At 70.2% G+C, this 25174-nt stretch carries 20 protein-coding genes; 7 read left to right on the top strand and 13 right to left on the bottom strand.

What is annotated here, in order from left to right; translation table 11 throughout:
- Positions 1 to 77: 77 nt before the first annotated feature.
- Positions 78 to 653 carry a helix-turn-helix domain-containing protein gene (locus OG714_RS50095; protein ID WP_019056220.1) on the bottom strand — a complete coding sequence of 192 codons (576 nt, stop codon included), beginning with the start codon at positions 651 to 653 and terminating at the stop codon, positions 78 to 80.
- Positions 653 to 1375, bottom strand: a complete 723-nt coding sequence (locus tag OG714_RS50090; RefSeq protein ID WP_406131168.1) for a metal-dependent hydrolase — start codon at positions 1373 to 1375, stop codon at positions 653 to 655. The genes OG714_RS50095 and OG714_RS50090 overlap by 1 nt, the downstream gene beginning before the upstream one ends.
- Before the next feature lie 436 nt (positions 1376 to 1811).
- Here OG714_RS50090 and OG714_RS50085 point away from each other — a divergent pair, with 436 nt between their 5' ends.
- The 4 genes from OG714_RS50085 (at position 1812) to OG714_RS50070 (ending at position 5108) form a co-directional block, all read left to right on the top strand.
- Positions 1812 to 2315, top strand: a complete 504-nt coding sequence (locus OG714_RS50085) for a hypothetical protein (protein ID WP_406131167.1) — start codon at positions 1812 to 1814, stop codon at positions 2313 to 2315.
- A 217-nt stretch (positions 2316 to 2532) separates the two neighbouring features.
- Complete coding sequence (locus tag OG714_RS50080; RefSeq protein WP_406131166.1) at positions 2533 to 2943, top strand: winged helix-turn-helix transcriptional regulator; 411 nt, start codon at positions 2533 to 2535, stop codon at positions 2941 to 2943.
- Positions 2944 to 3073: 130 nt separating this feature from the next.
- A complete protein-coding gene (locus tag OG714_RS50075; RefSeq protein ID WP_406131165.1) occupies positions 3074 to 3997 on the top strand; it encodes an NADP-dependent oxidoreductase in 924 nt (307 codons plus the stop codon).
- 133 nt (positions 3998 to 4130) lie between these two features.
- Entirely contained in the window at positions 4131 to 5108 is a 978-nt protein-coding gene (locus OG714_RS50070; RefSeq protein WP_406131164.1) for an alpha/beta hydrolase fold domain-containing protein, read from the top strand.
- A gap of 71 nt (positions 5109 to 5179) precedes the next feature.
- Here the strand turns inward: OG714_RS50070 and OG714_RS50065 are convergent, their stop codons facing one another.
- Positions 5180 to 6307 (bottom strand): FAD-dependent oxidoreductase, encoded by a 1128-nt coding sequence (locus OG714_RS50065; protein WP_406131163.1) that lies wholly within the window; start codon positions 6305 to 6307, stop codon positions 5180 to 5182.
- 103 nt (positions 6308 to 6410) lie between these two features.
- Here OG714_RS50065 and OG714_RS50060 point away from each other — a divergent pair, with 103 nt between their 5' ends.
- The 3 genes from OG714_RS50060 to OG714_RS50050 all read left to right on the top strand — a co-directional run bounded on the left by OG714_RS50060 (position 6411) and on the right by OG714_RS50050 (position 8386).
- Positions 6411 to 7121: a TetR/AcrR family transcriptional regulator gene (locus OG714_RS50060; protein WP_406131162.1), complete on the top strand. Its 711-nt coding sequence runs from the start codon at positions 6411 to 6413 to the stop codon at positions 7119 to 7121.
- A 217-nt stretch (positions 7122 to 7338) separates the two neighbouring features.
- The gene (locus tag OG714_RS50055) at positions 7339 to 7602 is read left to right on the top strand and encodes a hypothetical protein (RefSeq protein WP_406131161.1); all 264 of its coding nucleotides are present in this window, start codon (positions 7339 to 7341) and stop codon (positions 7600 to 7602) included.
- On the top strand, positions 7586 to 8386 hold the full coding sequence (locus OG714_RS50050; RefSeq protein WP_406131160.1) for an inositol monophosphatase family protein: 801 nt from the start codon (positions 7586 to 7588) through the stop codon (positions 8384 to 8386). The genes OG714_RS50055 and OG714_RS50050 overlap by 17 nt, the downstream gene beginning before the upstream one ends.
- Before the next feature lie 42 nt (positions 8387 to 8428).
- Here OG714_RS50050 and OG714_RS50045 read toward each other — a convergent pair whose 3' ends face one another.
- The 10 genes from OG714_RS50045 to OG714_RS50000 form a co-directional block, all read right to left on the bottom strand.
- Positions 8429 to 8842, bottom strand: a complete 414-nt coding sequence (locus OG714_RS50045) for a DUF6069 family protein (protein WP_406131159.1) — start codon at positions 8840 to 8842, stop codon at positions 8429 to 8431.
- A gap of 176 nt (positions 8843 to 9018) precedes the next feature.
- A complete protein-coding gene (locus OG714_RS50040) occupies positions 9019 to 11691 on the bottom strand; it encodes a family 78 glycoside hydrolase catalytic domain (RefSeq protein WP_406131158.1) in 2673 nt (890 codons plus the stop codon).
- A gap of 5 nt (positions 11692 to 11696) precedes the next feature.
- Positions 11697 to 13268 carry a DUF4038 domain-containing protein gene (locus OG714_RS50035; protein ID WP_406131157.1) on the bottom strand — a complete coding sequence of 524 codons (1572 nt, stop codon included), beginning with the start codon at positions 13266 to 13268 and terminating at the stop codon, positions 11697 to 11699.
- Positions 13265 to 15808: a beta-glucosidase gene (locus OG714_RS50030; protein WP_406131156.1), complete on the bottom strand. Its 2544-nt coding sequence runs from the start codon at positions 15806 to 15808 to the stop codon at positions 13265 to 13267. Before OG714_RS50030 ends, OG714_RS50035 begins: the two co-directional genes overlap by 4 nt.
- Positions 15805 to 17967, bottom strand: a complete 2163-nt coding sequence (locus tag OG714_RS50025) for a beta-galactosidase (RefSeq protein WP_406131155.1) — start codon at positions 17965 to 17967, stop codon at positions 15805 to 15807. The genes OG714_RS50030 and OG714_RS50025 overlap by 4 nt, the downstream gene beginning before the upstream one ends.
- 58 nt (positions 17968 to 18025) lie before the next feature.
- Positions 18026 to 19513, bottom strand: coding sequence for a glycoside hydrolase family 43 protein (locus OG714_RS50020; RefSeq protein ID WP_406131154.1), 1488 nt, complete (start codon positions 19511 to 19513; stop codon positions 18026 to 18028).
- Positions 19510 to 20448 carry an ATP-binding cassette domain-containing protein gene (locus tag OG714_RS50015; protein ID WP_406131153.1) on the bottom strand — a complete coding sequence of 313 codons (939 nt, stop codon included), beginning with the start codon at positions 20446 to 20448 and terminating at the stop codon, positions 19510 to 19512. The genes OG714_RS50020 and OG714_RS50015 overlap by 4 nt, the downstream gene beginning before the upstream one ends.
- A complete protein-coding gene (locus tag OG714_RS50010; protein ID WP_406131152.1) occupies positions 20445 to 22289 on the bottom strand; it encodes a dipeptide/oligopeptide/nickel ABC transporter permease/ATP-binding protein in 1845 nt (614 codons plus the stop codon). The genes OG714_RS50015 and OG714_RS50010 overlap by 4 nt, the downstream gene beginning before the upstream one ends.
- A complete protein-coding gene (locus OG714_RS50005; protein ID WP_406131151.1) occupies positions 22286 to 23227 on the bottom strand; it encodes an ABC transporter permease in 942 nt (313 codons plus the stop codon). The genes OG714_RS50010 and OG714_RS50005 overlap by 4 nt, the downstream gene beginning before the upstream one ends.
- A gap of 90 nt (positions 23228 to 23317) precedes the next feature.
- Complete coding sequence (locus OG714_RS50000; protein WP_406131150.1) at positions 23318 to 24847, bottom strand: ABC transporter substrate-binding protein; 1530 nt, start codon at positions 24845 to 24847, stop codon at positions 23318 to 23320.
- Between the last annotated feature and the right edge of the window lie 327 nt (positions 24848 to 25174).

Raw genomic sequence — 25174 nt, 5'->3', positions numbered from 1 at the left:
AGTACTGGTGAGGTATTGGCTGTTGACGGTGTCTCAGGTGCTGAGCCACAGGTGCTGAGCCTCAGATGCTGATGGCCTCAGGTGCTGATGGGAGAGGCGAAGACGACGGTGATGTCGACCTCCTCGGCACCGGTCCGGTAGAAGTGCGGGGCGTCTCCGGCGAACGCGAGCATGTCGCCGGGGCCCAGATCCTCCGGTGCGTCGACGGGACCGGCGGTGACGTGCCCGGTGGCGATGAGCAGGTGCTCGATCGTGCCGGTGGCGTGCGGTACGCCGGCCAGCTCCGTCTCCGGCGGAATGCGCAGCCGCCAGATCTCCAGGCTGTTGCCGCTGCTGATCCGGCGCAGCAACTCCCGGGAGACTTCGCCGGGTTCGATGTCCGTGCCCGGCCGGAACACCGGCCCGGTGTCGGCGTCGCGCGCCAGCAGGTCGGCGATCGGGATGCGCAGGGCGATCGCGATCGCGTCCAGGGTGTCGATCGTGGGATTGCCGTTCCCGGCCTCCAACTGCGACAGCGTGGCCTTGCTCAGCCCGGCGCGCCGGGCCATCTCCGCGGCGCTCATCCCGCGCTGCTGACGGCGCAGCCGGATCTTCGCGCCGACAGCGGCGGCGGTGCTGCTCACCGGCCGACGGCCGGACGGCGGGGGCGTCATCAACGGCTCCGGTGGGTAGCGGCGTAGGACACGCGGATGCGGCCCTTCTTGACCTTCAGGGTCGGCAGCACCACGTCGGCCAGGTCCCCGAGGCTGCGCACATGCGTGCCGCCGCACGGCGCGGAGTGCAGCGCGTCGAGATGCACCATGCGCCGCCCGTCCGGGAGGTACCGCGCGGAGACCGGCAGATCATCGGCGACGGCGGCCGCCACCGCGGCGCGCAGCACGGCGGTCACTTCCTCCCGCCCGTCCGGGTCGGCGAGCCGCGCGTCCGCGTGCGGCGCCTGGAACTCGATCCGAGCCTGACCGGGAAAGTGAATGCTCCCGGCCATCTCCCACCCCTGCGCCCGCCCGACCGCCTCGACGAGATGCCCGGCCGTGTGCAGCGCGGCATGCAGCATCCGGGCCGGCAGATCGATCCGGGCGCGCACCGGCTCCCCCACGGCGAGGTCCGGAAGACCGCCGCCCCCGGCCGCCGTAGCCACAACCAGCCCCGACTCCCGCTCCCGGACCGGAAGGACCTCCACGTCCTCCAGCCACCCTCGGTCGGCGGGCTGTCCCCCGCCCTGCGGATGAAACAGACAGTGCCCTACGGCCGCCCAGGGCACTCCGTCCGTCTCGCCGACCGCGATCACACGCGTGTCGACCTGCTCCAGGTAGGTGTCGTCGAGGTAGGCGCTGGTCTGTCCGCCTACCCGAGAAGCCGCGATCGAATGAACCATGCGTTCACTATACCGAACTATGCGAGAGATACTGAACGCATCGTTCGTTATAGTCAACGATTCGGCGCACCCGCCGAACCTGGACACGCTTCCGACCCTCCCCAGGACCCCGCCCCCACTCGCACAGAGGCCAGAAATCGACGAACGCCCGAGAACACCCGGCCCACGGGACCCGTTCCGGCATCCCACGCGTCAGGAATCACGCCAATGTCGGCGCCCGTCGTCCCGCATCCGGCAGCCGCGCGACCGCCCGCGCGAACCCCGCACACCCGCCCCATGCCGTGCGCGTACGCGACTCGATCGATCACTCCACGCACTCGCCGCACGGCTGTCACACAAGAAGCGCATTCGGCCGATCCGCGATCCTGGCGCTCCCCGTGGGGCAGACGGCCTGCGTGCGGCCCGCCTAGCCTCCCGGCCCATGCGATTACCACGTATGAGACGCCTGGGTCTCGCCACCGTCCTCGGTTTCCTCCTCGCCGTCTTCGGCCTGGCCCCGAGTGCGAGCGCGGCGGACGCCGATCTGGCCTTCGCCACCGACACCGCCACCACCACCCCCGGCGGCGCGGTGAGACTCTCGATGACGCTGACCAACAACAAGACCTACGACATCCTGTTCGTCTACCAGACGATCGAGCCCACCTGGCTGACCACCCAGCGACCCGACCTCAAGTACAGCTTCACCGACTGCGCCCTGACCACGGACACCGGCAGCACCCCCTGCACCGGCCTCGGGCCCACCGACCTCGGCCCGGACTACGGCGCCACCATCCCGCCCGGGCAGAGCCGGACCGTGACGCTGACCCTGCAGGTCGCCGCGGACTCGGGCTGCAACGGCAACATCGGCTTCTACTCGTACTACTACTCCGAGTTCAGCGACTCGACGAACACCAGCGCCGGCCCGGTCTACACACCGGAGACACGCGTCCTCTGCGCCTGAACTCCCGACCGGCTCGCCGTCGTCGTCCTTGACTCCGCCGCTTCGCCACTTCGCCCCGCCGATCACTCGACCGGTGGGGCGAAGTTCGTCCGGCGTTCGCGAAGGCGAACGACTTGGATGGCATGAATGGACACAAATGACACGAACGGCAGGCGAGTTACGATCGATTGGTAAGTAGGCACTCTTGAGTGCGTTGCGCTCCTGACGGGAGAAACCAATGGCCGCCAAGACGAAGCAGACGCGCTCGATCGAGCCCGGCACATACGAGGCGTACATGCACGACTGCCCCGCGGTGGCCCTGCTCTCGACGATCAGCAACCGATGGGTCAGCCTGACGATGTGCACCCTCGGGTCCTACGGCGACCCGATGCGCTACAGCCACATCAGCCGCGAGATCCCGGGTGTCAGCCAGAAGATGCTGACCCAGACACTGCGCATGCTCGAACGCGACGGCATGGTGAAACGGACGGTCACGCCGACCGTGCCGGTACGCGTCGACTACGAGCTGACCCCGCTCGGGCAAGGCCTGTACGGCCTGCTGTCCCAGGTGCGCGACTGGGCCGCCGAGAAGACCGACGAGGTCGACGAGGCGCGAGCACACTACGACGCCCGGCAGGCCGACCAGTGACGACGGACAACCGACGACTGTCACCCCCACCCCGCAGGCTGTAACGCACTTTAAAGTGCCTACTTACTAATCGATCGTAACCCGCCTAGCGTTCGTGGTGTTCGAATACGCAAACGGAATGGCGGACATCATGCGCGCAGCAGTCGTCAAGAAGACCGGTGGACCCGAAGCCGTCGAGGTCCTGGAGGTCCCGCTCCCGGAACCGGGTCCCCTGGAGATCCGCGTCAAGGTCGCGGCCGCCGCGCTCAACCCCGCCGACGCCGCCGTGTGGTCCGGGTTCTTCGCGTTGCCGGAAGAGGTCGCGTACACGGGTCTCGGTCTGGACGCCGCCGGGACGATCGACGCGGTCGGCGCGGGTGTCCTGCTGAAGGTCGGAACGCCGGTCATCGTGTTCGACGCTCCCGTGCTGCGCCCCACGAAGGCCCAGGCCGAGTACCTGGTGACCGACCTCAACTCCATCGCTCTCGCCCCCGAGGGCATGGACCTGACGCTCGCGGCGACGATCCCCCTCAACGCGATGACCGCCTCGATGGCCCTGGACCACCTCCCGCTACGCCCGCGCGACACCTTGCTCGTCACGGGCGCCGCCGGTGCCGTGGGCGGCTATGCCGTCGAGCTGGCCCGGACGCGGGGCGTGCGGATCGTGGCGCAGGGGCGGCCCGAGGACGAGGAGTTCCTCCGCAGCCATGGCGCCACCTGGTTCGTGTCGCGCGACGAGGAACTCAGCGACGCGGTACGCCAGTTCGTGCCGGAGGGCGTGGACGGCGTGCTCGACGCGGCGGCGCTGGGAGCACCCGCGCTGGCTGCCGTCCGCGACGGCGGCATCTTCGTGAGCGTGCGCTTCGACACGCTGCCGGCCCCGGAGCGGGGCGTGGCCGTACGGCACACCGCCGCCGGCCCCGAACCCACCCGGCTCTCATACCTTTCCGCGCTCGCCGAGGTCGGCGTACTGACGCCACGCGTCGCGCGGATCTACCCCCTGTCGCAGGCCGCCGAAGCCCACGCCCAGCTCGCCCGGGGCGGCCTTAGGGGTCGAATCGTCCTGGTGCCGTAACCCCGAGACCGCCGTACGTCAGCGGAGCATCCACGGAAGTGGAGGAAGCACCTCCGTGTCTATTGATGCTTTTTTACGACAGTGACAAACTCGCTACATGACACCTGCGATGCCGTCCGCTCCCAAGCTCCCCGTGCCCGTCGCCACCACCATCGCTCCGTCCGACCTCGCCGACAGCACCCTGCTGCATGTCAGTTCGAGTCCGCAGATGACCCTTGGCGCAGTCGACATCGACAGCCGCCCCGACGTCATCCTCAGCACCGTGGAGCTGCCCAACGGGGCGTCGCGTGATCTGAAAGCCGACATTCTGCGGCCCGCGACGGAAGACCGGCTTCCGCTGGTTCTCTTCCTTCCCGGTGGTGCTTTCCTTCGCTGCAACAAGGCCATGGCGTTCGACTTGCGTCGACACGTCGCCGAATCGGGCTTTGTCGTCGCCAGTGTCGAATACCGCGTCGCACCCGACGGTGGTACCTACCTGGATTCCGTCCACGATGTGCGGGCCGCTCTCGTCCATCTGCGGCAGCATGCCGACGACTTCGGTATCGACCCGCGTACGGCTGCCGTCTGGGGAGAATCAGCCGGTGGTCATGTGGCAGCCCTGACGGGTGTCACCAACGGCCTGCCCGAGTTCTCCGGGGACTCGGACGCGTTCTCACCGGGGACCGTGCAGGCCGTGGTCGACGCCTTCGGGACCTCGCTGCTCTCGGCGATCGCCGACGACTTCGACGAGGAGGCGCGACTCCACTACGAGCGCACGGCCACGCATTTCTCGGCCTATGTCGGCAAGGCAGGCGCACTGTTCTCGGAAATTCCCGAGGCGGTCGGTGCCGCGGATCCCGCAACCTACGTCACGGCTTCAGCACCGCCGTTCCTTCTCCTCCACGGCAGCGACGACACGCTCGTCTCCTCCTCCCAGACGCAGCACGTGCATCAGGCCCTTCTCACCGCCGGCATGGACAGCACTCGCTATGTCGTGGCCGGGGCGAATCACGGGGATTTCGGAGTTCTCGCGGATTCGGACGCCGCCCTTGCCTGGTCGTCCGCGACCGTCACGAACGTCATCACCGAATTCCTGCACAGCCACCTCGACAGCGCCGACCAGCCGAAGTGAGCGACCTGCCAAAATGAGCGAGTTGCCGAAGTGAGCGAGTTTTCTGTCCCTGGGGCCACGAGGCGAGCAGCTCAGTGGGTCCCCTCGCTTCCGGTGAACATGTCGAGCAGGCTGTGCGGCGCGTTGTCGCCGAAGAGCACCTCGTTGAGCTCGGCGCCATCGGCTGCGGCCGCGGCACTGCGGGGGAAGAGGGGCTGCTCGTATGCCGCAAGGGCGGTCTCGGGGTCGTCGGGGTGCGCGGCGAGGGCCTTGCCGAGTTCGGCGCCGTCGTACATGGCGAGGTTGGCACCTTCCCCGTTCGGCGCCGAGAGATGGGCGGCGTCGCCGAGCAGGGTGACGCCGGGTACTCGGTCCCACCGGTGCTGGATAGGGAGCGCGTAGAGGGGTCGCAGGACCAACGGGGTGTCGCTGTCGGTGATGAGGGCGGTGAGTTCGGGGGCCCAGCCGTCGAATTCCCGCGCTGTCCGCTTGGCCGCCGTGGCGGAGTCGGTGAAGTCGATGCCGGCGAACCAGTCCTGGGGCCTGGACAGCGCCACGTAGGTGTGGAGGGTGCCGCCGTTCTCGCGGTGTGCCTGGATGCCCTTGCCCGGTGCGAGCGCGAACAGGGATCCGCCGCCGACCGCTTTCGCCGTGGCGGGGTGGCGGGTGTCGGCGTCGTACAGGTAGGTCTCGACGTACGACTTGCCGGTGTATTCGGGTGCCGCGCCTGACAACAGCGGTCGGACCCGGGACCATGCGCCGTCCGCACCGACCAGGAGATTCGTGGTGACGGTGGTGCCGTCGGCGAAGGTCACCTCGTGGCGGCCCTCGCCGAGGGCGCGGACGCCGTTGACCTTGTGGCCCCATCGGACGGTGTCGGCCGGGAGCGAGTCGAGCAGGATCCGTCGCAGTTCGCCGCGCAGTACCTCCGGGCGTCCGCGCGTGCTGTCGTCGTCGAACAGGACGGTCCCGTCCGGGGCGAGGACCCGTGTCGCCTCGCGTCCCTCCAGCACAAGGCCGCGGAACTCCTCGGTCAGGCCTGCCGCATCGAGGGCCGGCTGGCCGTTGTGCTCGTGGATGTCGAGCATCCCGCCCTGGGCTCGCGCGGTCGGAGCGGGCTCCGCCTCGTAGACGGTGGCCGGGATGCCGTGGACGTGCAGGACGCGGGCGAGAGTGAGGCCGCCGAGTCCTGCGCCGATGATCGTGATGTGCGTGTTCATGGTGACTCCTTCGGGATCCGGGCCGTCCGGTGAACCCCGGCCGACCTCTCTGGAACGCCGTTCCATTGTTGGAACGGCGCTCCAGATATGTCAAGATGGCCGCATGGCAACGCGGACTGGCAGGTCACAGCGGCGCACGGAGGCGCTCTCCCGTGAGCGCATCGTCGAGGCCGCCGTCGAGTTGCTCGACGCGGTCGGCGAGGACGGGCTGACGTTCCGGGCGTTGACCGAGCGCCTGTCCACCGGGCCCGGGGCGATCTACTGGCACGTGGCGAACAAGGGTGAGCTGCTCGCCGCCGCCACCGACGCCGTCGTCGCCGCGGCCCTGGCCGTCGAGCCCGCCGGATCTCCGGACGCACCGCAGGACGGGATCCGCGCCGTCGCGCTCGGCCTGTTCGACGCGATCGACGAACACCCGTGGCTCGCCACCCAGCTCGCGACACAGATCTCCCACAGCCCCTGGGGGCCGGTCGCACCGCGGATCTTCGAGAGCATCGGTCGACAGATCCGCGCGCTGGGTGTGCCCGAGGCCGGCTGGTTCACCGCGACCTCGGCATTGATGCACTACGTCCTCGGCGCCGCCGGCCAGAACGCCGCGAACACCGCGAGCGCCGGCGCTCTCGGGCCCGACACGGACCGCGCCCAGTTCCTGGACGCCGTGTCGACGGCCTGGGAAGAACTCGACCCCGACGACTACCCGTTCACCCGGGCCGTCGCGAACCAGGTACGCGGGCACGACGACCGCGAGCAGTTCCTCGCCGGGATCGACCTCGTCCTCGCGGGCGTCACCGCTCTCCACCCGACGGACGGTTAGGGCTGCCGACGGCCTAGGCCATCACGGCCCAGGGCACGACCGTCACGTCGCTCGCCGCATGCCTGAGGGCCCCTACTCCACAGACCCGTTCTCATCACCGGCGCCCAACACGCCAGCCTCGGCGCCGAGTTGCTCCAGTACGAAACCCCGGCGACCGCATCCCGCCTGGGCACCGCCCGCCGAACTGTCGCCCCGAAAAAAGTCCACGTTCATCCGGTTGTCCCCGAACCTCACCGGCACCCCTGCCTATCGTGCGCCGGGACAGAGCGTTCCGCCCCCGAACCAGAACGCCCGGAGCGCCGCCGCGCTGCTGTGCGCCGCCACCCTCACCATGGCCGCCTGGCATGCGCGGGATGTGCTGGTGAGCCGCTGGACGGTGGACGACGCGGAGCGGCGCGCCGAACTGCTCGCCTGGGGTGTGGACGCGATCATTGGCAACGACGCGAACGGGGTGGTGAAGAGCTGTGCCGAACGGACATGACCTGGACGGTGCTCTGCGGGTGGCCGTGGAGTTGGCCGAGTGGGCCACGGAGGCGATTCGTGGCGGGAACCGAGGAGGTGCGGGTCCGGTCCGGCAGAAGGCGAACCCGGCCGACATCGTCACGGACACGGACGAGGCGGTGGAGCGGCATGTGCGGGCGGTGCTGCGGCGGGAGTTCCCCGACTGGGGCATCGACGGCGAGGAGTACGGCGTCGAGGAGGGGACATCGGACGACGCGCCGCACTGGGTGATCGACCCGGTGGACGGAACGACCAACTACGCCCACGGGCTTGGCTGGTGCTCCTTCTCGCTTGGCCTGGCGGAGCCGGACGGCAGCCCGCTGCTGGGCCTGGTGGCGGACCCGTGGCGGGGTGAGGTCTTCACGGCGGTGCGGGGCAAGGGCGCGCACTTGAACGGGACTTCGATCCACGCGGCGGACCACACCACGCTCACCGGCCATGTGTTCCTCACAGAGTGGGCGGCCCACGCGCACTGGCCGGGCCTGGACGCGCTGCTCGCGCAACTGGCCGACCGGCACTGTACGGCCCGCGTCATGGGCTCGACCGCACTGTCGTTGGTCCAGGTGGCGGCGGGCCGGGCGACGGCCGCCGCGATCGGCGAGTTCCACCCGGTGGACGGTCTGCCCGCCCTGCTCATCGCGACCGAGGCGGGCGCGGTGGCCATGCCGCAACTCCCTTCGTACGGTGAGCCGTTGCTGCTCGTGGCGCCGGAGGCGGCGGCTGAGGCCGGGGAGTTGTGGCGTTCGACGGTCGGAGCCGCTTAGCGAATCGGACGGCGGCCACCGCATCGGTGGCCGTCGGTGTCCCTACGACAGGGGCATCACCTTGCGGTAGGCGACCACGGCGGCCGTCGCGACCGTCACGTGCATCAGGAGCAGCGCCCCGACACCGGTCGCGCCGCCGTCGCCGTAGAGCAGGAAGTCGGGGACGAAGGACACCACGACGAGGGTCGGTACCAGCCATCGCACCAGCGCCTGGGGGTCCTTCGACACCTTGCGCAGGATGGCCCAGCCGATGGCTCCCGCGACTGTTCCGAGCGTCGTCAGGAAGATGTACGACGGCGCCTTCAGGGGCTGGAAGTCGTCGGGCGCGCCGGCGGCCAGGGCGAGTTGGGCGAGCACGGTGTCCGCCGCGCAGGCCACCACGATCGCGGCGAGCACGCCTCCGGCCACGACGAGCGGACCACGGCGGACGGCGACGGCATCAGAGGCAAGTGACATGACAACTCCAGGGAGGAAGATCTCGGGCAGAACGCAGAGAGTCCCGAGATCCCCGAGACGGATCGTTTGAACTCAAACGAGAGTCTGATCGAATCCGTTTGAAACTTCAAGCGCGCTGGAGCGCGGGTGAGCGAGGACGTGCGGCCTGGGTGTAGGACCCGGCCTCGCCGGTCAGGTCACGGGTACCCGATCGCGGTCGGTGGCCAGGCCGGGGCGGCGTACGGGCATCGGAAGGTGTGGCGTCCCGAGCCGACCTCGAACGGGGGGCTGCCGTCCGGCAGTTGGACCTCGGCCCGCGTGTTCGCGGGGATCAGCGCGTCCACGACGATGACGTCGCCCTCGATGCGCCACCCCGCCTCGGCCCTGCCGTACGGGGTGTCGTGGGCCGCCTTCGCCCAAGTCAGGTCGCCGCCTGGGACCGGGGCGACGCGCAGTCGCCGCCAGCCGGGTTCGGCGGCGGCGAGTCCCGCGACCGTACGGTGCAGCCAGTCGGCGACGGCACCGAGGGCGTAGTGGTTGAAGGAGGTCATCTCGCCGGGGTTGACGGTGCCGTCGGGCAGCATCGAGTCCCAGCGTTCCCAGACGGTGGTGGCGCCCATGGTCACCGGGTAGAGCCACGACGGGCAGTCCTTCTCCAGGAGCATGCGGTAGGCGAGTCGGGGTTCCCCCGCCGCGCACAGGGCGTCGCAGATCAGTGGCGTGCCCGTGAAACCGGTGGCGATACGGAAGGACGCGCGGCGCACGATCCGCGCCAACCGTTCGGCGGCGCCCCGCTGTTGACGCTCCGTCGGCAGGAGCGAGAAGGCGATGGCCAAGGCGTACGCGGTCTGAGTGTCCGAGGACAGTCTTCCGTCCGGCGTGACGAACTGGTCGGCGAAGCGTTCGCGTACGGCCCGGGCGTGCGCACGGAAACGGGCGGTGTCGTCCTCCTTGCCGTCCAAGTGTCCGGCGTCGTAGAGGAGTTGGGCGGTCTCGGCAAGGACCTCCGCGGTACGGACGACGTACGCGTTGGCGACGAGGTCGCCGTCGGTCCGCGCCTCCCCCGGACGGTCCGGCGGGGCCTGCGGGTCGAGCCAGTCGCCGAGTTGGAAGTCCTGGCGCCAGAGTCCGCCGCCCTCGGCGGCGAGCCGGATCGTGGCCTCGCCCCAGGCCCGCATGCTCGGGTACTGGGTGCGCAGCACCTCAAGGTCACCGAACCGCTGGTAGAGGGTCCACGGCAGCAGTACCGCGACGTCGGCCCACACGGCCTGGGCCCCCGCGTCCCGGAAGGCATCCGGCAGCACGTCGGGGACGACGAGGGACGGCACGCCGTCCGGTCGCGCCAACTGCTCCGCGGACAGGTCGCGCAGCCAGCCGGCCAGCATGCCGGAGCAGTCGTGGAGGAAGGACGCGGTGGGCGCGAAGACCTGGATGTCGCCGGTCCAGCCCATGCGTTCGTCGCGCTGCGGGCAGTCCGTGGGGACGTCGAGGAAGTTGCCGCGCATGCCCTGTACGACGTTCTCGTGCAGCCGGTTGACGAGGGGGTCGGAGCACTCGAACCAGCCGGTCCGGGTCATGTCCGTGTGGAGTACGACCGCCTTGATGTCGGTGGGGTCGAGCGGGCCGGGCCAGTTCCCGATCTCGGCGTATCTGAAGCCGTGGAAGGTGAAGTGGGGTTCGTAGGTCTCGCCCCCCTCGTCCTCGTCTCCCTCCACGCCTTCGCCGCGCAGGACGTACGTGTCGGTGGCGGCGGCGAACCGCAGGGGGCGCGTGCTCAGTTCGCCGTGTTCCAACACCTCGGCGTGGCGCAGGGTGATCTCGTGGCCGGCGGGGCCCGAGACGCGGACGCGTAGCCGGCCGACCAGGTTCTGCCCGAAGTCCAGGACGGTCTTCCCGGACGGCGTCGTGATGACGTCGACCGGAGCGACGGTCTGCGTGCGTCGCACGGGCGGACCGGTCGGTGCCACCAACTCGGCTCGCGGGGAGGGCAGTTCAGTGACCTTTTTCCAGTAGGACACCTCGTGTCCTGGCGCCGACCACCCCGGCCGCTCCCGCCGCGCGTCGTAGGCCTCGCCGTCGTAGATCTCCGAACGCAGCACGGGACCGGTCGTCGTACTCCAGTGTTCGTCGGTGCGCACGGTCTGCGTCGTGCCGTCGGCGTAGCCGATCTCCAACTGGGCGAGGAGCGCGCGGTGTTCGCCGTAGATGGCGCGTCTGCCGCCGTGGAAGCCGAGGCGTCCGGTGTACCAGCCCTCGCCGAGCAGGGCTCCGATGGTGTTCTCGCCCGTTCGTAGCAGTGGTGTGACGTCGAACGTCTGGTAGCGCAGGCGGTGTTGGTAGGAGGTCCAGCCCGGGGCCATGACGTGATCGCCCACGTGCTCGCCGTTGATCTCGGCCTCGTGGACGCCGTACGCGGTGATGTACAGCCGGGCGGAGGCGACGGGACCGGTGAGGGTGAAGTCGCGACGGAGCAGCGCCGCGGGGAGCGGTTCCTCGGCGGGGGTGATGGGGTCCGGGGTGATGGGGCGGGCCGTCCAGTCGGCCGGTTCCAGGAGTCCGGTCTCGGCGTACGCCGTCCCCGACCAAGGCGATGGCTCCTCCTCGGTGTCGCCCCAGACGCGTACGCGCACGCCGACACGCTGCCGGGAGCCGAGGTCCGGCCCCGGCCAGGGAACGAGGACGGACGCGCTGGACTCCACGCGTCCGGTGTCGGCGAGGACCGTGCCGTCGGCGGCGGTGATCTCCACCTGGTGGGCGGCCTGATGCCAGTCCCCGGTGTCGGTGACCGTGCGCCAGCTGAGGCGGGGAGCGGACTCGCCGATGCCGAGGGGTTCGCGGTGGTGTTCGAAGGTGGGCGGTGTGACGTTCACGGGGATCAACTCCGGCTCGGGTCATGGCAGATGTACACCCTCGGTGCACCGCCCTCGTCGGGTACGGGTTCCACGGCGGTGGCGCGTACGCCCTCGCGGACGGTCTCGCCGGTGCGGGGGTCCACCACCCGGTAAGGGAGCGGGACGTTCTCCGGGTCGGTGATGAACAGCGGGCCGCCCTCCTCGGCGTAGCAGAGGTACAGCACGCCGGGGACGGACAGGCCCCGGGGCGCCAGGGCGGAACGCCAGTCCGGCCGCATGTCCGTCAGAGGAAGGCCGTCGAGGATGCGGGAGATCAGCCCGACGTGGCGCGAGCCGTCGAAGTGCAGCGCCTCCCGCCAGCCGGCGTCCTCGGCCAGGAAGAACTCCTCGTGGCCGGGTTCGGCTGCGTGCAGGCGCCACTGCCACAGGCTCGCCGCGCCGTAGACCACGCCCATCGTGCCGCCGGCGCAGAGGTTGCTCCAGGCCTCGTGTCCCTGCCACCAGCCGGCGGCGCGGCCGGGGCTGCCGGTGTTCTCGTACGTCGGCTCGGCGTTGGCGACCGCCTTGGCGGGGGTGTTGCGCCACATGTCGGCGACCCGTTCCTGGACGTGCCCGCCCATGTGGCCGGTCTGGCACCACTGGAAGTGCAGCCAACTCTCGCTCTGGTGGGCGCGGTTGTCGGCGTGCGGGCGGTAGTGGATGCCGCAGGGCTGACCGTAGGCGTCCCAGCGGCCGACCTCCGCGCCGCCCGCCGCGATCTGCGGTTCGTGACCCTCGCCGTCGGCGCCGACGAGGTAGACGACGGGGACGGCGCCGTAACGGGCGACGAGATAGCGGCAGTAGCGCGCGTACTCCTGCGGTGGCACCACCGGACCCGCCACCCTCAGGCCCTTCCAGCCGAACCCGTGGAAGAGCGGCTGGAGTACGGGGACGATCCCGTGCTCGCGCAGAATCCCGATCAGCCGGTCCACGTACTGGAAATACGCCGGGTTGAGCACATTGACGTGCCCGGTGGGCAGGTCCTCGAAGCCGACGTCGAACCCCTCGTCCACGGCGCGGTCGCGCGGTCCGCGCGCGTCCATGTCGGGCTGGACGCTCATCAACAGGGCCGCGTTGAAGCCCTTGGCCCGCCGGTCGGTGGCGTACTCCGTGACCTGCTCCTCGGTGGCCCGCCAGGGCAGGGCCCAGGCGGTGTCGCCGACCATCAGCGCGGGCGTCCCGTCGGCGTGCACCAAGCTGCGCCCGCCGGGCGACATCCGCCAAAACCCGTGCCGGTGAAAGGAGTCGGCGTCGTCCGGGGCGGGGTGTACGACGAGCGTTCCACCCTGCCCCGACAGTCCTTCGTCCGCTACGGAACCGCCGCTGCGCCAGGTCCAGCGGCCCTCCGCCTCAGGTGAGGCGAACCGGACCTTCCAGACCCGGCCGCCGTCCCAGAAGGCGGGGCGGCGCAGGACGGTCCCGGACTCGTGCGTGAACTCGGCCCATACGTCGATGTCGGTGTACGGGTTGGCGTGGTCGCGGGCTCCGGTCAGGGTGATCTCGGTCTGCCGCCAGGGGTCGATCACCGGTCCCGCTTCCGGCTGTGTATCGCTCATGAGTCGCCGACGGCGATGTCGACGACCAGCGGCAGGGTCGCCGAGGACGAGCCGGCTTCCAGGATGAAGGTCCCCAACTCGGCCGCCCAGCCGCCTACTTCGGTGTCCCAGTGCTCGAACGCCCGCGCGTCCACGGTGACCGTCGCGACGGCCTCCTCGCCGGGCTCCGCCTCGACCACGGCGAACCCCGCGAGCCAGCGCAGCGGGCGCTCGACGGCGCTGCCGGGACGGCCGGCGTAGACCTGCACGACCTCCTTGCCGTGCCGTGGGCCGCTGTTGCGTATCCGTACCTCTACGGCGAGTTCGGCGCCGGGACGCATCTCGCCGGGGACGTCGATCGAGACGTACTCCCAGGTGGTGTAGCCGAGTCCGTGACCGAAGGCGTAGCGCGGCGGCCGCCATCCGGTGCGGCCGTCGCCCCGGTAGCCGATGAACAGCCCCTCGTCGTAGGCGAGTACGCCGTCGACAGGCTCGGTGGCGGGCAACCCCTCCTCGGTGGCGGGCCAGACGGTGGGCAGGCGGCCGCCCGGCTCCGCGAGGCCCAGCAGTACGTCGGCGAGCGCGTTGCCGAACTCCTGCCCGGGGAACCAGGCGAGCAGCACCGCCGCGACCTCCTCGGACCACGGAAGCAGCACCGGGGCACCGGAGTTGACCACGACGACGGTCCGGGGGTTGGCCTCGGCGACCCGGCGGACGAGTTCGTCCTGCCTGCCGGGCAGGGCCAGGCTGTCGCGGTCGAAGCCCTCGCTCTCGACCTCTTCCGTGGTGCCGACCACGACCACGGCGACGTCGGCCTCACGGGCGAGGGCCACGGCCCGCTCGATCTCCTCGTCGTCGCTGCCGTGGGGTGGCTGGAGGTTGAGCTGGAACATGGTGACCGCGTCACCGAGGGCATCGTCCGTCGAGTCGATGCCGTGGGTGACTGCGTCGTGCGTGACTGTGTCGTGGGTGAGGACGACCTCGGTCTCCTCGCCCTCCGCCAGGTCGACGGCGTGGAGACGTTGCGGCGGGGTCATCAGGCCCTCCACCAGGTCGGCGCCCGGCGGGAGTTGGAGGCGTACGTCGAACACCTCGGCCCCCGCGACGGACAGCCGGAAGCGTCCGATGCCCGAGCCGCCGATGGCGTACCGGCCGGCGTCGGTCGCGCGGATCACGGTGCGCACCTCCACCCGGGCGACCTCGCCGGTGGGCACTCCGGGGCCGTAGGACCCCATCCAGGTGTAGGCGCCTCCGGCGCGGCGCTCGGAGCCGAGCAGGGTTCCGTCGCCGGACAGGAAGTTCACCTCCACGCCCTCGCCGTCGCCGTCGGGGTGGCGGAGATAGGACAGCGCCGCCGCGGGTGTGCGGGTCTGCGGGGTGACGCCGACGCCGTGGGTGACCTCCACGTCGTCGCCCAGGGCGGCGCGGATGCCGTCGAGGGGCGAGACGGTGTAGGGCGGGAAGACGGTGGCGCTGCCTCCGCCGAGGGTCCGGGCCACGGCGGCGTTGGGTCCGAGGACAGCGACGCGATGCAACGTGGCGTGGTCCAGAGGTAGTTGGGCGTTCTCGTTGCGGGCGAGTACGAATCCGGCGGCGGCGGTTTCGCGGAGGCGGGCCGCCACGGACGCTGCGTCGTGGTGAGGCGGAAGGGTGGGGGCGGGCACATCGGTCAGTGCGCCGACCCGGGCCGCGAGGCGCAGCAGTCGTAGCACCTTGTCGTCGACGAGAGCCTCGTCGACCTTGCCCTTGCGTACGGAGGCGACCAGTGCGTCGCCCCACGGCCCGATCGGGCCGGGCATCACCAGGTCGAGGGCGGCGCGGGCGGACGGCTCGGTGGTGCGGGCGGCGAACCAGTCCGACATCACCAGGCCGCCGAAGTCCCAGTCGTCGTGCAGTACTTGGCGCAGCAGCGGGCTCTCGGTCATCGGGTGCCCGTTGACGCCGTTGTAGGCGGCCATGACGGCCCAGACCCGGCCCTCGCCGACGATGCGCTCGAACGGCGCCAAGTACAGCTCGCGCAGGGCGCGTTCGGCGATGCGCGCGTCGAGCGTCATGCGCTGGGTCTCCGAGTCGTTGCCGACGAAGTGCTTGACGGTGGCCGCGACGCCGCCGCCCTGGACGCCTCGGACGTAGGCGACCCCGATGCGGGCGGTGAGCAGGGGGTCCTCGCTGAAGCACTCGAAGTGCCGTCCGCCGTAAGGGGTTCGGTGCAGGTTCACGGTGGGGGCGAGGAGGACGTCGACGCCCTTGGCGCGTGCCTCGTGGGCGAGCAGTCCGCCGAGTCGTTCGACGAGCGGCTCGTCCCAGGTCGCGGCCAGTGCGGTGGGCGAGGGCACGTTGGCGGAGGGGCTGCGCTCGTCCCACAGCTCGCCGCGGACTCCGGCGGGTCCGTCCGAGACGACCAACCGGCGGAGTCCGACGGCGGGTTCGGGGTGGAGGGACCAGAAGTCCGCGCCGGTCAGCAGCCTGACCTTCTGTTCCAGGGTGAGCGTGCCGAGGCGCCTGGCGAGCTCGGCCTCGTCGGTCGCGGAGGGGGCGTCGGTGGTGGGCTGCCGGGTCACGGCGTCCTCCTCGGTGAGGGTGAGAGTGAAGGTGAAGTGGGGTCGCCATCGCGCTCGATGAGCAACCGGACGTCCCAGGGCCCGAGTTCGAGCACCGTTCCGGCGGCAAGGGGTTCACCGGTAAACAGGTCGCGGACGTCTGCGGGCAGGCGGTGATCGACCGGTTCCCAGGCCCAGTTGTGGACGAAGCGCAGGACGGCGCCGTCGGCGGTGGTGGCCGCTGTGCAGGTGACGGACGGCGGCCGGTCCTCGCGCCAGGCGTCGGAGGGGAGCGAGACCGCGGCGATCCAGTCCGCGAGGCTGTGCGAGAGTTCGCGGTCCGGGACGGTGCCGACGTAGGTCACGCGGCCGTCGCCGGACTCGTGGGTGGTGACGGCGGCGAACTGGTTCAGGTGCGGATGGTCGTACCCGGCGAGGACGGTGGCGCCCTCCGCGATCAGTCCGTCGGCCCACGCGGTGGCGTGTCCGTGCAGAGCGGGGCCGTTCGAGTCCCCCGGTGTGATCGTGACGGGCTTCAGCACATTGGTGAACTCCTGGTAGCGCACGCCCGCAGCGGGGCGCAGCACTCCGGGCATGACCGTGTGCCGGGCGACGGCCTCCTCGTCGGCGTAGCCGGTGCGCGGGGTGAGGACGAGGTGGCCGCCGGCTTCGGCGTACCGGCGCAGCAGGTCGAGTGTCGCGTCGTCCGCGATGTACAGCGCCGGGACGACCAGGACCGGCCAGCGGTCGACCAACTCCTCCGGATCGGAGGGGAGTTGTTCCGGGGAAACGATGTCGACGGAGAGTCCGGCGTCGAACAGCCCCCGGTAGAACGCGGCGACGATACGGTCGTAGGACTGTGGATCGCCGAACCAGGCAGGGGTGTTGCCCCTGAGCGGTGCCATGAACTCCATGGCCCAGCGGCTGTCGGCGGACAGCAGCATCGCGACGTCGCTGCGGGGCCGCAGGCCCTCGATCGCGCTGCCGGCCTGCCTGAACTCCCCGGCGATCACCGAGAGTTCGTCGTACGTCCGGCCGGGTTCCAGGCTGTGGCCGAGGATGCCGCCCCAGTAGGTCTCGGCGCCGTAGTGAAGGGAGTGCCAGTGCCAGTACTCGATCATCCTGGCGCCGCGCGCGACCATGCTCCACACGGCCTGGCGGGCCTGGCCGCGGTAGAGGGGGAAGTTGTCGCCGGAGCCGCCGATCGACGTGGCGTTGGTCTCCATGACCAAGAAGGGTTCCTGGCGGATGCCGCGCGCCATGTCGTTCTGGAGGTAGAGCCAGGCGGGTCCGGACCAGGAGACGAAGAACGGATACAGTCCGCCGTCCGGTTCGTCGGGACCCGGCAGGGCCAGCCCGTCCTGGGTGGCGTAGTAGATGTTCGCCCCGGCGATGTCGAGGGGCCCGCCGATGGCCGAGATGTCCAGGCCCTGTTGGCCGAGTGCGACGCAGGTGGTGACGAAGTGGTGCTCCGGTACGAGGCCGCGGACCAGCTCGGCGTGCCAGGTGATGTATTCCTGCGTCAGCCGCGCCTGGTAGCGGCGCCAGGCGAGGTCGTACGACGGGGTGGAGTTGCCGTCGGGGGTCCACAGGTCCGCCCAGTCCCGCAGGCGGTGGGACCAATAGGTCAGCCCCCAGCGGCGGTTGAGTGTCTCGACGTCTCCGTAGCGTTCGCGGAGGTGGTCGAGGAAGCCCTGGAACACCGAGTCGTTGTGGAAGAGCCGTAGCCCGGGTTCGTTGTCGACCTGCCAGCCGATGACCGCCGGGTGGTCGGCGTAGCGCCCGACGATGTTGCGGACGAGCCGCTCGGCGAGATGCCGGAAGGCGGGGTGCGAGTAGTCCGCGTCCTGCCGCATGCCGTACGGGATGGGCTGTCCGGTGGCCGAACGGGCGGCCGTTTCCGGGTACTTGCGGCGCAGCCACGGCGGGACGGCGTAGGTCGGGGTGCCCACGATCGCCTTGATGCCCCGGTCGGCGGCGGCGTCGAGCACCGGTTGCAGCCAGTCGAGTTCGAAGTGGCCCTCGCGGGGTTCCCAGGTCGACCAGACCGACTCGCCGACCCGGATGACGCTGAACCCGGCCTCGGCCATGAGGTCGAGGTCCTGCGCGAGCCGCTCGTACGGCTGGTACTCGGTGTAGTACGCGGCTCCGAAGAGCATGCGTGGGGAGGAAGTGCCCATACGGTACTGGTGACTTTCTCTCAGGTGCCGGTCGGCTGTCTCGGACGGGATGAAGGCGTCAGTCCTCGCCCCGGTAGCCGAACCGGTCGAAGGCGACCGAGCCTTCGGAGGCGTACATGCCGACGACTCGGCCCGTGAAGGACGCGGCGGTCTCGGCGGAGACGTAGCGGCCGTCGAGCGCCGCGAGTTCGACCGGTCCGGTGCCGGCGTCGACGGACAGGTGGACCGTGTCCGGGCCGAGGGCGTCGAGGCCCATGCCGACGACCGGCTCGATCTCGATCCGTACGGTCACCGGGCCTGCGGGAATCGGCTGCTCCCAGCTCTGGCAGAGCCCGCCCACCCGGGCGCGGGCACGGGCGACACCCGCGCCGACCTCGATGTCGTAGTGATGGTGTTCGTCGATCCGCAGGCTCAGCCCGCCGACTCCCCCGGCGCTGTCCACGCGGACCGAGAAGACGGCCGACCGGTGCTGCTGGCGGCGGCCGACGAACCGTGGCCGTGGGTCGTCCATGGTCGAGCCGTCCGCGTGGAGGACGAGGTGGCCCGGTCGTTCGGTGAGCGAGGACCAGTCGGCGGCCGGTGTCCGTATGGAGAGCCATTCCGGGCCGAGTCGGGCGCCGGTGAAGCCGTCGTGGTGCTCAACCGGTGCGGTGGGCGGGGTCAGTTGGACCGGCTGCACCACCGGCCAGCCGTCGACCCATTCCAGCGTGGTGCTGAACGTCTCCCGACCCATGGGAGAGAAGGCACGCGTCAGACCGCCGGGGCGCATACCGAGCAGGAACAGCGCCCAGCCGCCGTCGGGAGTGTGTACGAGGTCGGCGTGGCCCGTGTTCTGGACCGGGCGGTCGGTGCTGCGGGCGCTGAGCACCGGGTTGGCCGGGCCGCCTTCGAAGGGGCCGTCGGGACGGGTGCCGCGGGCGATGCTCACGGAGTGCCCGCGCTCGGTGCCGCCCTCGGCGATCAGGAGGTACCAGGTGCCGTCGATCTCGTACAGGTGCGGCGCCTCGGGGAACATCAGACCCGTGCCCGACCACAACGACCTTGGTACTTCGAGGGTTTGGCCCGTTTCCAGATCCATGCGGACCTGCTGGACGCCGAGATGCTCGCCGGCGCGGTCTCCGTCGAGCTGGAGACCCGAGTACGTGACGAAACAGGTGCCGTCGGCGTCCCACGCGAGGTCCGGGTCGATGCCCGCAACGCCCTGCATGACGATGCCGTCGGACCAGGGGCCCTCGGCCCGTTCGGCGGTGAAGATGAGACTGCCGCGCCCCATCGCGTCGGTGACGACCAGCCAGAAACGCCCGTCGTGGAACCGGATGGTGGGCGCCCAGGCACCGCCGAGCGTGGGGACCTTCTCCACCGCCAACTGCCCCGGCCGGGTCACCACGTTGCCGATCTGCTCCCAGTGCACCAGGTCGCGGCTGTGGAACAGCGGTACGCCGGGGAGGTACTCGAAGCTGGAACAGGCGAGGTAGTAGTCGTCGCCGACGCGGGTGATGCTGGGGTCCGGGTGGAAGCCGGGGAGAACGGGGTTGGGCAGGGTCATGCTCGGTCTCCCGACGTGGAAGCGACAGTGGAGGCGTTCGGGGCGGCGTCGGCGGAGAGGTCGGTCGCCAGGGCCTCCGCCAGCCGTCGCCGCTCGGCCCGGCGTTCCGCCTGCCGCTGCGGGTCCGGCACCGGCGCGGCGAGCAACAGGCGCTGTGTGTAAGGGTGTTGAGGTGCGGTGGTGACGGTCGCCGCGTCCCCCGTCTCGACGATCTCTCCACCGGACATGACCGCCACCCGGTGACTGATGTGCCGGACCACGGACAGGTCGTGCGTGACGAAGAGATAGGCGACACCGGTGCGTTCCTGGATCTCGACGAACAGGTCCAGCACCCGGGCCTGCGTCGACAGGTCCAGTGCGCTCACCGGCTCGTCGCAGACGATGACACGCGGGTCCCGGGACAACGCCCGTGCGATGGCGATGCGTTGGCGCTGTCCGCCGGAGAACTCCCGCGGCAGCCGCTCCCCCGCGTCCGCGGGCAGCCGTACGTGGTCGAGCAGGTCCCGCACCCGCTTCTCCGCCTCCGCGCGAGGGGTTCCCGCGACGCGCAGCGGTTCGCTGAGGATGTCGTCCACGGTCATCGCCGGGTTGAGGGAGGTGTACGGATCCTGGAACACCACCTGGATGTCGCTGCTGAGCGCCCGGCGTTCCTTCGCGTCCAGGCCGGAGATGACCTTGCCGTCGTAGCGGACGGTGCCGGAGGTGACCGGGGCCAGTCCGAGGACGGCCCGGCCCAGCGTGGTCTTGCCCGATCCGGACTCGCCGACCAGACCGAGGGTCTCGCCCACGCCGATGCTGATCGACACACCCTTCAGCACGCGGAACGGCGGCCTGCGCCAGCCTTTCGACGGGTACTCCACGACCAAGTCCTCGACGGCCAGGAGGGGTTCGGCCGGCAGTTCCTCGTTCGGTGTCCCGTTCATGGTCACGGTCATGCCGGACCCTCCTGACGTCCGGTGTGCGTGCTGCCTGCAGCGCTCGCCGACATGGTGCGGCTCAGCGCGGCCCGCGGCTCGGCGTCCTCCAGCGTGGACGCCAGGAGCATGCGGGTGTACGGGTGCTGCGGATCGGCGAACAACCGCGCCACGGGTGCGGACTCCACGACGGTGCCGGTCTGCATCACCGTCACGCGGTCGCAGATGTCGGCCACCACACCGAAGTCGTGGGTCACCAGGATCATGCCCATGTTCCGCTCGCGCTGAAGGGACCGCATCAGGTCGAGCACCTCGGCCTGCACGGTGACGTCGAGGGCCGTGGTCGGCTCGTCGGCGATCAGCAGGTCCGGTTCGCAGGACACGGCGCCGGCGATGAGGACGCGCTGCGCCATGCCGCCGGAGATCTGGTGCGGATAGGAGCGGAAGACCCGTTCCGGGTCGGAGATCCCGACCCGCTCCAGCAGGCCGAGGGTCTTGGTCCTCGCCTCGGCCGCCGACAGCCCGAGGTGTCGGCGTACCGGCTCGACCAGTTGGGCGCCGATGCGGAAGGAGGGGTCGAGGTTGGACATCGGTTCCTGCGGGACGTAGGCGATCCGGTGGCCGCGGTAGCGGTTCATCGCGGCGCGGCCGAGCCGTCCCAGTTCCGTGCCGTCGAACAGCAGCCGGGCGGTGGTGACTTGGGCTTCCCGGGGCAGCAATCCGAGGACGGCGAAGGCGGTTTGGCTCTTACCCGAGCCCGACTCCCCGACCAGTCCGAGGACTTCGCCCCGGCGCACCGTCAGGGAGACGCCGTCGACGACGGTCTTCTCGCCCTGGGCCGTCGGATAGGAGACCGTCAGGCCTTCGAGGACGAGCAGGGCGTCGTCCGCCCCACTCGCGTCAGCTGTGGCGGGCGGTGCCTTCTTGTCCGCGACCGGCCTACGGGCCGTAGCGCCACGCATCTTCTTCCGCCCGCCGGTCGCGCTCCCGTCCAGCGCGTCCCGCAGGGCGTTGCCCAGCAGGCCGAACGCGGCCACGGTCACCGCGAGCGCCACTCCGGGCCAGACCATCAGGACCGGCTTCGTATAGATGTTGCCGAAGGCGTCGTTGAGCATGGAGCCCCAGCTCGCCTGGGTCGCCGAGCCCAGGCCGAGGAACTCCAGCCCGGACTGGATGACGATGCCGAGGCCGAGCATCTGGGCGGCCTGGATGATGGTCGGCGCCTGCACGACGGGCAGGATGTGCCGGCGGATGATCCGGGCGTCCGTCAGGCCGGACACGCGTGCCGCGTCGACGTACAGCTCCTCGCGTACGGAGATCACCGAGGCACGGATCAGCCGGAAGACGCCCGGCGACATCAGCACGCCGAAGACCGCCATGGCGAGGTACGTGTTCTGGCCCACCGCGGACATCACGACGAGCAGCACGATGATCGCCGGTACGGCCATCAGCAGGTTGGACACCCAACTGCTCACGGCGTCGAACCACTTGCGGTAGTAGCCGGCCACCAGACCGGCCGGAACGCCGATCACCACGGCGACGGCCACCGCGAGCAGCGCACCGAGCAGGCTGGTGCGGCCGCCGTAGAGCAGTCGGGCCAGGACGTCACGGCCGACGCCGTCGCCGCCCAGCGGATGCTTGCCGCTGATCGGGGCGAGGCTGTCGGTCAGTGAGGTGTGGGCCGGGTCCTGGCTGGTGAGGAGCGGTGCGAACAGGCTGGCCAGGGAGATGAGGGCGAGGATGACCAGGCAGGTCACGGCCACCGGGCTGCGCAGCAGCCGGCGCAGGAGTCCGGCCCGGCCCTGCGCGGCGACGGCCGTGGCGACCGTGCCCGCCGGTTCTTCGGACTGGGGAAGCGTCATCCGACACGCACCTTCGGGTTGAGCCAGCCGTACGCGAGGTCCATCAGGATGTTGACGACCACGACGAGGGCGACCATGACCACGACGACTCCCATGACCACCGGGGTGTCGCCCTGGGACCCGGCGGTGGTCGCCTGGCTGCCGATCCCGTTGAGGCCGAAGACCTTCTCGACGACCACCGCGCCGCCGACCAGGCCGATGAACTGGAGGGCCAGCACGGTCAGCGCGGCCGGGGCGGCGTTGCGCAGGGCGTGCCGGAACAGCAGGCTGCGCTCGCTGATGCCGCGGCTGCGGAGGGTGCGTACGTAGTCGGCGCGCAGGACGTCGACCATGGAGCCACGCACCTGTTGGGCAGTGGCCGCGATCGCTCCGACGGACAGCGACAGCGCGGGGAGGGTGACCGACCGCAGCCAGCCACCCGCCGAGTCCGCCAGCGGCACGTAACCGGTCGCGGGCAGCCAGCCCAGGTCGACGCCGATCACCACGGCGAACACCAGCGCGACCAGGAAGCTGGGTACGGCGAACCCCAACACCGCGAGCAGTTGCACCACTTGGTCCAGGGCGCCCCGTCGGACCGCGGCGGCCACTCCCAGCACCGTGCTCAGTACGGCCGACACCAGGAGGGCCACCAGCACGATCGACAGGGTGACCGGCAGTTTGTTCTCCAGCGAGCTCGTCACGGACTCGTCGCTGAACCACGAGCTGCCGAGGTTGCCGTGCACGGCGTCCGCGAGCCAGTGGCCGTAGCGGACCACGAAGGGCTGGTCGAGCCCGAGTTCGGCGGACTTGGCGGTCACCTGCTGCCGGGTGGCGGTCTGCCCGACGATCTGGCGGACCGGGTCGGAGCCGGTGAGGCCCATCAGCGCGAAGGTCGTGGTCGCGATGACCAGGACCAGGACCAGCCCGGCGGCGATGCGCCGGACCAAGAAAACGATCATCTGTCTCTCCACCTTGCCTCTCCCTGACCGGAGTTCGTCGGCGGCCGGGCGGGAGCCGTGTCACCGCTCCCGCCCGGTCCGGCTCCCTGGTCAGCCAGCGGGCTTGAAGTTGTAGATCGGCGGGACGGCGGCGAACGTCTGCGGTGTGAAGGTGACGTTCTTGGTCGTCGCGTAGGTGTTCTCCACGGAGTCCCAGGGCGCGTTCCACGCCTGGTCGACGAGGTAGGTGTTGAGCTGCTTGAACAGCGCGTCCTGGGTGGCACCGGTCGCGGACTGTGCCTTGGTGATGAGGTCGGTGACCTTCGGGTCGGCGCTGTGCAGCGGGTTCCACAGCGCGCTCTTCTCCACCTCGATCTGGATGGTGTCCCAGGGGCGGAAGGAGGCCAACGTCATGTACGACAGCGGGTACTTGCCCGCGAGGAGGGCGCTGATGAACTGAGTGACCGGGATCTTGTCGACCTTGACCTTGATCCCGATGTCCTCCAACTGCTGGACCATGGCGGCCTGTTGGTCCGGGAAGACCGACGACACGTCCGGGACGGTGACCGAGAAGCCGTGCGGGTAGCCCGCCTCGGCCAGCAACTGCTTGGCCTTCGCCGGGTCGTAGGAGTACTTCGAGTTCAGCGAGCTGTCGAAGGCGGAACTCGAAGGGTTGAAGATCTGGGTCGTCGCCTTGCCCAGCCCCTGCTTCGCCGTCTTGACGATCGTGGAGCGGTCGAAGGCGTAGTTCAGTGCCTGGCGGACCCGGACGTCGCCGAGCGCCTTGACGATCTTCCCTTCGCGGTCCCAGATGTAGACGCCCTCGACGTCGCCGGAGGTGTACTTGGTGACGTTCAGCCCGCTGCTCCTGGCCGGCGCGACGTTCTTGGCACTGGCCAGCAGGGCGCCGTTGACCTGCCCCGAGCGCAGCGCGTTGAGCACGGCGGTCGGGTCGGTCAGCGGCTTGAGGACGATCTTGTCGAAGGGGAAGGCGGCCTTGTTCCAGTAGCCCGGGTTGCGCACGAAGGTGTACGTACTGCCCACCGTGGTCGCGGACTTGTCCAGGGTGTACGGCCCGGAGCCCACCGGGGTGGTCTTGATCGTCCCCGCGGCGATGGCCTTGGGGCTGGCGATCATGCCGGCCACGTTGCCGAGGTTCGGCACCAACGACGGGTCGGGGGCGGAGAGTTTGACCGCGACCGTGGTGGCGTTGACGACATCGACCCCGCTGATGCCCTTGAGCTGGCCCGCGGCCTCGCTGGTGCCCTTCTCGGTGTGCAGCAGGTTGGTCCTGACCGCCGTCGCGTCCAGGGCGGTGCCGTCGGTGAACTTGACGCCGGTTCGCAGGGTCATCGTGAGCACCGTGCGGGCCGCGTTGTACGACCACTTGGTGGCCAGGTTGGGCTCGACCTCGGCCGTCGGGGACAGCCGGAGCAGCGAATCGTATACGGGCTGGTAGTACTGCGTGTTGTTGCCGAGACCGGCGTCGGCCAGATCCCACGGCTGCGCGGCGACCAGGGGGGCCAGGGTGAGGGTGCCGCCGGTGGCCGCCTTGCCCGAACCGGAACCCGATCCCGAGCCGCACGCGGCCGCGGACAACATCAGGACAGCCGATACGGCGGTCAGCGCGATTCTTCGCATGGGTGCTCCGCTGGTGAGTGGATGACCGGGCGGCATCGGACAGCGAGCCACCCTGAAGGGCCTCGGAGGGAGTGGGACACCAGGTCCTGACGCGGCCTGGACCGTTCTTGGCGGTCAGCCGTTCCTGGCGGAAGGGGGCTATATGTCCACCGTTTTTCGGTGGGTCCGAAATCAGCCACTGATACGTACAAGTGAAACGTATGCGTAACGTAGCCCCGCACCTGGTGGACCACAAGGGCCGTGCAACAGCTTTTTGGGAAGCGGACGTTCGGACGAACCGCGACAGGCGTTGGCGTCATGGCGTGCAGGGAGCCGACGCCGTACTGC

This window comes from Streptomyces sp. NBC_00989, from assembly GCF_045162655.1.
Lineage (GTDB): Bacteria > Actinomycetota > Actinomycetes > Streptomycetales > Streptomycetaceae > Streptomyces.
Note: the sequence above shows the minus strand (reverse complement) of the source record. Positions and strands in the feature narration are given on the sequence as shown.